Annotated in this window: 5 protein-coding genes and 1 pseudogene; all 6 read right to left on the bottom strand. The window is 56.6% G+C overall.

The annotated features are described in order from the left end of the window. Positions 1–208, bottom strand: a pseudogene (locus HGBM_RS28075) (SpoIVB peptidase); the annotation flags it as partial. 106 nt (positions 209–314) lie between these two features. Next, entirely contained in the window at positions 315–2,093 is a 1,779-nt protein-coding gene (recN, locus tag HGBM_RS19870) for a DNA repair protein RecN (RefSeq protein WP_019122836.1), read from the bottom strand. A 32-nt stretch (positions 2,094–2,125) separates the two neighbouring features. Next, positions 2,126–2,575, bottom strand: a complete 450-nt coding sequence (ahrC, locus tag HGBM_RS19865; protein WP_019122835.1) for a transcriptional regulator AhrC/ArgR — start codon at positions 2,573–2,575, stop codon at positions 2,126–2,128. Positions 2,576–2,578: 3 nt separating this feature from the next. Continuing rightward, positions 2,579–3,436, bottom strand: coding sequence for an NAD(+)/NADH kinase (locus HGBM_RS19860; protein WP_019122834.1), 858 nt, complete (start codon positions 3,434–3,436; stop codon positions 2,579–2,581). Positions 3,437–3,597: 161 nt separating this feature from the next. Continuing rightward, positions 3,598–4,416, bottom strand: a complete 819-nt coding sequence (locus tag HGBM_RS19855) for a TlyA family RNA methyltransferase (protein WP_019122833.1) — start codon at positions 4,414–4,416, stop codon at positions 3,598–3,600. A gap of 4 nt (positions 4,417–4,420) precedes the next feature. After that, positions 4,421–6,205, bottom strand: a complete 1,785-nt coding sequence (gene dxs, locus HGBM_RS19850; protein WP_026074547.1) for a 1-deoxy-D-xylulose-5-phosphate synthase — start codon at positions 6,203–6,205, stop codon at positions 4,421–4,423. Positions 6,206–6,322: the final 117 nt, after the last annotated feature.

Here is a 6,322-nt window from a genome sequence, read left to right as displayed (position 1 = left end):
TTCCGTTGACGTAAAGGACGTCGGGGTTGCTGTTTACCAATGTGCCTGTAACGGGCATCGATAATTGAAGCTGCTGAAGCGACCCTTCAAACAAGCGCATTTCACTGGGCAGCGAGGCAAATTCCTGAAAGGGGGTTGAACTGACAACAAGCGCTGTGATGAGCAGTAGCAGACTTCCCATCCATTTCCTTCTGTTTTGACGGATCACCAGCAATCACTCCTACTTTCCCTGCCTACACCTACTGCTCCACCTCCACCATACCGTATCTATAATGTTGCCTGGCACCAGAGGGATTATAACAAGAAAAAAGCTGTCATTTACGCATGACAGCTTCCTCTCTGCTGTTGTTCCCGGCCGGGGGCTGCCCGGCCAATTCGCGCTTTTTCTGTTGGCCCAGGTGAATCATCTCGCTGGCGTGTTCTTTGGTCTTTTCCGTCACTTCGGCACCGCCCAACATCCGGGCGAGCTCCGTGATCCGCTCCTGCTCGTCCAAGGCCGTGACATGCGTCAGCGTCTGCTCTTCTTCCAGCCGTTTGTATATGTAAAAATGGGCATCGGCCAACGAAGCCACTTGCGGAAGGTGGGTAATGCAGATAACCTGCCGGTGCTGGCCGACACGGGCCAATTTCTCGGCGATCGCCTGTGCCGCCCGTCCGCTTACCCCGGTATCCACCTCGTCGAAAATCAAGGTTTCGACCTGGTCCGTCGAAGCGAGAATCGTTTGAATCGCCAGCATCACCCGGGAAAGCTCGCCGCCGGAAGCGATTTTTGCGAGGGGGCGCAGCGGTTCGCCGGGGTTGGGGGCGATCAGGAACTCCACGTGATCCATCCCCGAAGAGTCGATCCTGTACCGTGCACCATTCACCTCGAGTCCCTGATCGTCGGCAATGTGAGTAACGACAATGTCAAAGCGCGCCCGGCTCATCTGCAGTTCTTGCAGCTGCTGTTCGATTTTCAGGGCGAGCTGCTGAGCCAGCTGACGGCGAATCGCTGTCAGCTCCTGCGCTTCCACAGCGAGGTCGGCGGCCAGCTCCTGCACCCGTTTGTCCAGCTGCCGCAACCTGTCGTCAAAGTTCTGAATCTCATCCAACTCGTCCTGGATTGCCGCAGCGTACTCCAGAATTTCGGCGACGTCTTTTCCGTACTTTCGCTTGAGCTGCTGGATCACATCCAACCTGCGCTCCACTTCTGCCAGCTCATCTGGATGAAATTCAAGCTGATCTTGCAGTTGGCGAAGCTGATGGACGGCATCTTCCACCTGGTAATACGCTGTTTGAATGGTTTCCACCAACGGGGTAAGACTTTCATCGTAAGACTGTGCCCGCTCCAGTTCCCCCATCGCATGGCCCAGCCAGTCCATGCCCCGATGATCCCCGGTCAGCGCCTGGTAAGCGTCTTGAATGCCGGCGTATACCTTTTCGATGTGCATCCATTTTTTCCGCTGCGAGAGCAGCCGTTCGTCTTCGCCCGGCTGCAGCTGCGCCGATTCGATCTCGCCCAGCTGATAGGATAACAGATCGATGCGCTGGGCCAATTCGCGTTCGTTCTTGGCCATGCGTTCAAGATCCTGCCGGGTTTTCCGGTAGGCCTGATACAGTTTAGCGTACTCCTGCCATGCAGCGGCCAACGCCTGTTCGCCGTAGGCGTCAAGCCATTTGATATGCTTGTCCGACTGCATCAGGGCATGGGTGTCGTGCTGGCCGTGAATCTGCACCAGCCAAGGTCCCAGCTCCCGCAGCATGGCGAGCGTGATCAACTGCCCGTTGACGCGAATCACGTTTTTTCCTTGCAGGGAGATCTCCCTTCGCACCACGATCATGCCGTCTGCTTCCACTTGGATCCCAAACCCCAGACATAGTCCGATGACTGGATGGGACTGCGGAAATTCGAACAATCCTTCCACCTCTGCCCGCTTTTCGCCGTAACGGACGTATTCGGCTGAGCCCCGCTCGCCGAGCAGCAGGCCCAGAGCGTCGATGATGATGGATTTCCCTGCACCGGTCTCCCCTGTCAGGATGTTCAGACCGCGCCGAAACGGGATCGTGACGGATTTGATAATGGCAAAATTGCGGATAGACAATTCGACTAACATCCTTTTCCCCCTTTGCCTGGGTTCCCACCAGATTACAGCATGTCGAGCAGGCGCTTTGTCACCGCCGCCGAATTGTCCCGGGTGCGGCAGATGATCAGCATCGTGTCGTCGCCGGAAACGGTGCCCATGATCTCCGGCCACTGCAGGTTGTCGATAAGTACGGCAACCGAATTGCCATAACCCGGCATGGTCTTCAGCACGATCAGATTGTCGGTGTAATCGATGCTGACAAAGCTTTCCACCAGCACTCGCTTCAGCTTTTGCAGCGGGTTGTACTTCTGGTCCGAAGGCAGCGAGTACTTGTACCGTCCATCGGGCAGGGGAACTTTGATCAGATGCAGCTCCTTGATGTCCCGCGATACGGTAGCCTGGGTCACATGAAACCCGGCTTTGCGGAGGTGATCCACCAGTTCGTCTTGGGTCTCCACTTCCTCGTTGGCGATAATCTCGCGAATTTTGATGTGTCGTTGTCCTTTGGTCATAATCTACTCCCATTCAGCTTGTAGTTTTTTGCGTATGACTTCATAAAAACTGCCGGTGTTCCACAGTACTAATGGCGTAACATGAGGGGAGCGCTGCACGTAGATCACATCTCCGCCCTCGAGGCGGTAGCCGAACTGCCCGTCAATCGACAGCCCCATCTCCTGATGAACCGCATCTACTTCCACTCTGATCACCTGCTCGGCGGAGAAGATCATCGGTCTTGCCGTCAGCATATGGGGAGCCACCGGCGTCAGCAGCAGCATGTCGACGTTGGGCGCGACGATTGGTCCTCCCGCCGAGAGCGAATAGGCCGTCGACCCTGTTGGGCTGGAGATGATGACGCCGTCTCCGCGAAAAGTGGCGACGAACTGGTCGTCTACCCAAACCGCACAGTTGATGATCCGGCAGAAAGAGCCTTTGGCAATCCCCACATCGTTCATCGCCGTGTAGGTGGCCAAGGTTTCATTTTTGCGCACAAGTGCAGCCTGCAGCATGCTCCGTTCTTCAATTCTGTATTGGCCGGCCAAGAGCTGGTCGACAGCAAGCGGCAGGTTATCCGGTTCCGCTTCGGACAAAAAGCCTAATGTCCCCAGGTTGAATCCGAGAATGGGCACAGAGCAGCCGGCCAAATCCCTCGCGATCCCCAGAAGCGTGCCATCTCCGCCCAGCACGCAGACGAGCTCAACGGTTCCACCCATCTGACTCGGCGGGCAAGCCAATTCCGAGCGGCCCAGTTCGCCGGCAATGTTGTCATCAAGATACACCTTGATTCCTCTTTTTTCAAATAAATACAACAATTCCCTAGCAATAATCCGTGCCGCCGGTTTTCCTTTATTTGCAACAATTCCGATTGTCTTCACATTGGACACCCCGAATGTTCATGGTTGGAATCCTTATACAAGTATACATCGTTTTCTGCATAAAAAAAACGTCCACCACTGATTCTTCATCATCCCGAAAAAAAAGCCGCCCTCGGCGAGAAGCGGCTTGGAGTCTTTGCGTATGATCCGGTTTCCAGTTCCTAGTGCAGGGATTGATGGGCAGCGCTGACCACTTCGTCCACGACGCTCTCCCAGTCTGCATCGATGCTCTGGCCCGCCTCCGCCGCTTTGTGCAGGTACAACAAAAACTCGATGTTGCCCTCTCCGCCGGTGATGGGCGAGTAACTGAGCCCTTTCAAAACAAATCCCAGCGATGCGGCAAACTGGCTGATGGCCAGCACTACTTCGCGGTGGATTCGGGGATCGCGGACAATTCCGTTCTTCCCGACATTTTCTTTGCCGGCCTCAAACTGAGGCTTTACCAGTGCGACCGTTTCCCCGCCCGCTTTCAGCAGCCGATACAGCACAGGCAGGATGAGCTTCAATGAGATAAAAGAAACATCGATCGAAGCGAAATCAGGCTTCTCATGCGGAAACGCATCAGGGTCGAGGTGGCGGAAATTCGTCCGCTCCATCACGACGACGCGTTCATCCTGACGCAACGACCATGCCAGCTGCCCGTATCCAACGTCGATCGCATACACCTTTCGCGCACCGTGCTGCAGGGCGCAGTCGGTAAATCCGCCTGTCGATGAACCGATATCTACCATGACTTTGCCGGCCAGATCGATGTGAAACACGTCCAGCGCTTTCTCCAGCTTCAGCCCGCCGCGGCTGACGTATGGGTGGAGCTCGCCTTTGACCGTGATCGCCACATCCTCTGCCAGCTTGGTGCCAGGCTTGTCGCAGCGCTCGCCCGCAACCTGCACCAACCCCGCCATGACGGCAGCTTTGGCCTTTTCCCGGGTGGGATACAATCCCCGTTCCACTAACAGTACATCCAAGCGTTCTTTCTTCATTCGGCTACGCCCTCTGCATGCCAGCGGGGAACAGGGCCCGGACACGGCCAGCGATCGCCTCTGCCGTAAGACCGATTTCCTCGCGCTGTTCTTTTACACTGCCGTGCTCGACAAAGGTGTCAGGCAGCCCCATGATCTGCACGTCCATCCGGCAGCCTTTCATGGCGTAAAACTCGGCTACCGCGCTGCCAAAGCCGCCCATGACCACCCCTTCCTCTACCGTGACGATCCTGTAGCCTTCTTTTGCCAAGGCCAGCAGGAGGGATTCGTCGAGCGGCTTGCAGAAGCGGGCGTTGACCAGCATCGGGTGAATCCCCGAAGCGTGCAGCATGTCGACCGCCTGCTCGGCCAGTTCAAAGACATGGCCGAACGACAGGATCGCCACATCCTTTCCGGGACGGACGATCTCCATTTTTCCGATCGGCAGCACCTGCAGTTCCTCGTCGAGCGGCACGCCCCGCCCGTTGCCGCGGGGATAGCGGAACGAAATCGGGCCATCTTCATAGACAGCGGCTGTTTTCATCATATGCCGCATCTCGTTTTCGTCTTTGGGTGCCATGATCACCATATTCGGGATGGCCCGCATGTAGGCGATGTCATACGCCCCCTGATGCGTCTCTCCGTCCGCCCCGACAAATCCTGCCCGGTCGATGGCAAAGACGACAGGAAGCTTCTGACGGGCTACATCGTGAATCAACTGGTCGTAGGCCCTTTGCAGGAAAGTGGAATAGACAGCAAACACCGGCTTCATTCCCTGGGCGGCGAGTGCTGCGCTAAACGTGCAGGCGTGCTGCTCGGCAATCCCGACATCGAACATCCGCTCGGGAAATTCCTTGGCGTACTTGATCAGTCCGGAACCGTCCGGCATCGCCGGAGTAACCGCTACGATCCGCGGATCATCGCGGGTCAACCGGATCATTGTCTCGGCAAAGACGTCCTTGTAGGCAGGGGCACTCGCTTTCGCCCCTGTCTCTTGTCCCGATTCCACCTGGTACGCCCCAATCCCGTGCCATTTCATCGAGTCAGCTTCTGCCGGTGCGTAGCCTTTGCCCTTTTGCGTGACCGCATGGAACAGAACCGGCCCGCTCGTCTTGGCTGCGGTCCGCAGCGCGTCGATCAGGGATTCGAGATGATGTCCGTCCACCGGGCCGAGGTACGTAAAGCCCAGTTCTTTAAACCAGCGCTCGTCGACGGCGCCCTCGCTTTGACTGGAGCGTAGTCTGCCCAGGTAATGATGCAGGGCTCCGACGTTGCGTGCGATCGACATTTCATTGTCGTTTAACACGACGATCACATTTCTCTGTTCGTAACCGATGTGATTCAGCGCCTCCAAAGCCATGCCGCCCGTCAACGCTCCGTCGCCGATAATGGCGATCACCTGATGGTCTTGCCCTTGCAAGTCGCGGGCCACAGCCATGCCCATCGCCGCGGAGACGGAAGTGCTGCTGTGCCCGGTCTCCCAGACGTCGTGCGGACTCTCGTTCATCTTGGGAAAGCCGCATAAGCCTTTATACTGGCGCAGGGTGGAAAAGCGCTCGCGGCGGCCTGTCAACATTTTATGTACGTATGCCTGATGACCGACGTCCCAAATCAGCTTGTCTTTAGGGCTGTCAAATACGTAGTGCAGAGCGAGGGTCAGCTCCACCACTCCCAGGTTGGGCGCGAGATGACCGCCCGTTTTTGCCAGGTTCTCGACGAGAAAGGTGCGTATCTCGCCCGTCAGCTCTTGCAATTGGGGGATTTTTAGTTGTTTCAGGTCTTTTGGGCTGTTTATACTGTCCAGCAACACTCAAACCCCTCACTTTCATTCGATTGAAGCCCTCGCGAAGATCCAGTCAAGCCTTCTTTCCCAGGCCGATCGGCCGGGAAATCGCTGTACGAGCAGTACCGCGAATGAGACTGGGTC

It is taken from the genome of Brevibacillus massiliensis (genome assembly GCF_000311785.1).
GTDB classification, from domain to species: Bacteria; Bacillota; Bacilli; order Brevibacillales; family Brevibacillaceae; genus Brevibacillus_C; species Brevibacillus_C massiliensis.
This window is presented reverse-complemented; position numbering and strand designations above follow the sequence as displayed.

Coding starts and splice junctions, on each gene's coding strand:
- recN (WP_019122836.1), bottom strand. CDS start 2,093: ATGTTAGTCGAATTGTCTATCCGCAATTTTGCCATTATCAAATCCGTC.
- ahrC (WP_019122835.1), bottom strand. CDS start 2,575: ATGACCAAAGGACAACGACACATCAAAATTCGCGAGATTATCGCCAAC.
- HGBM_RS19855 (WP_019122833.1), bottom strand. CDS start 4,416: ATGAAGAAAGAACGCTTGGATGTACTGTTAGTGGAACGGGGATTGTAT.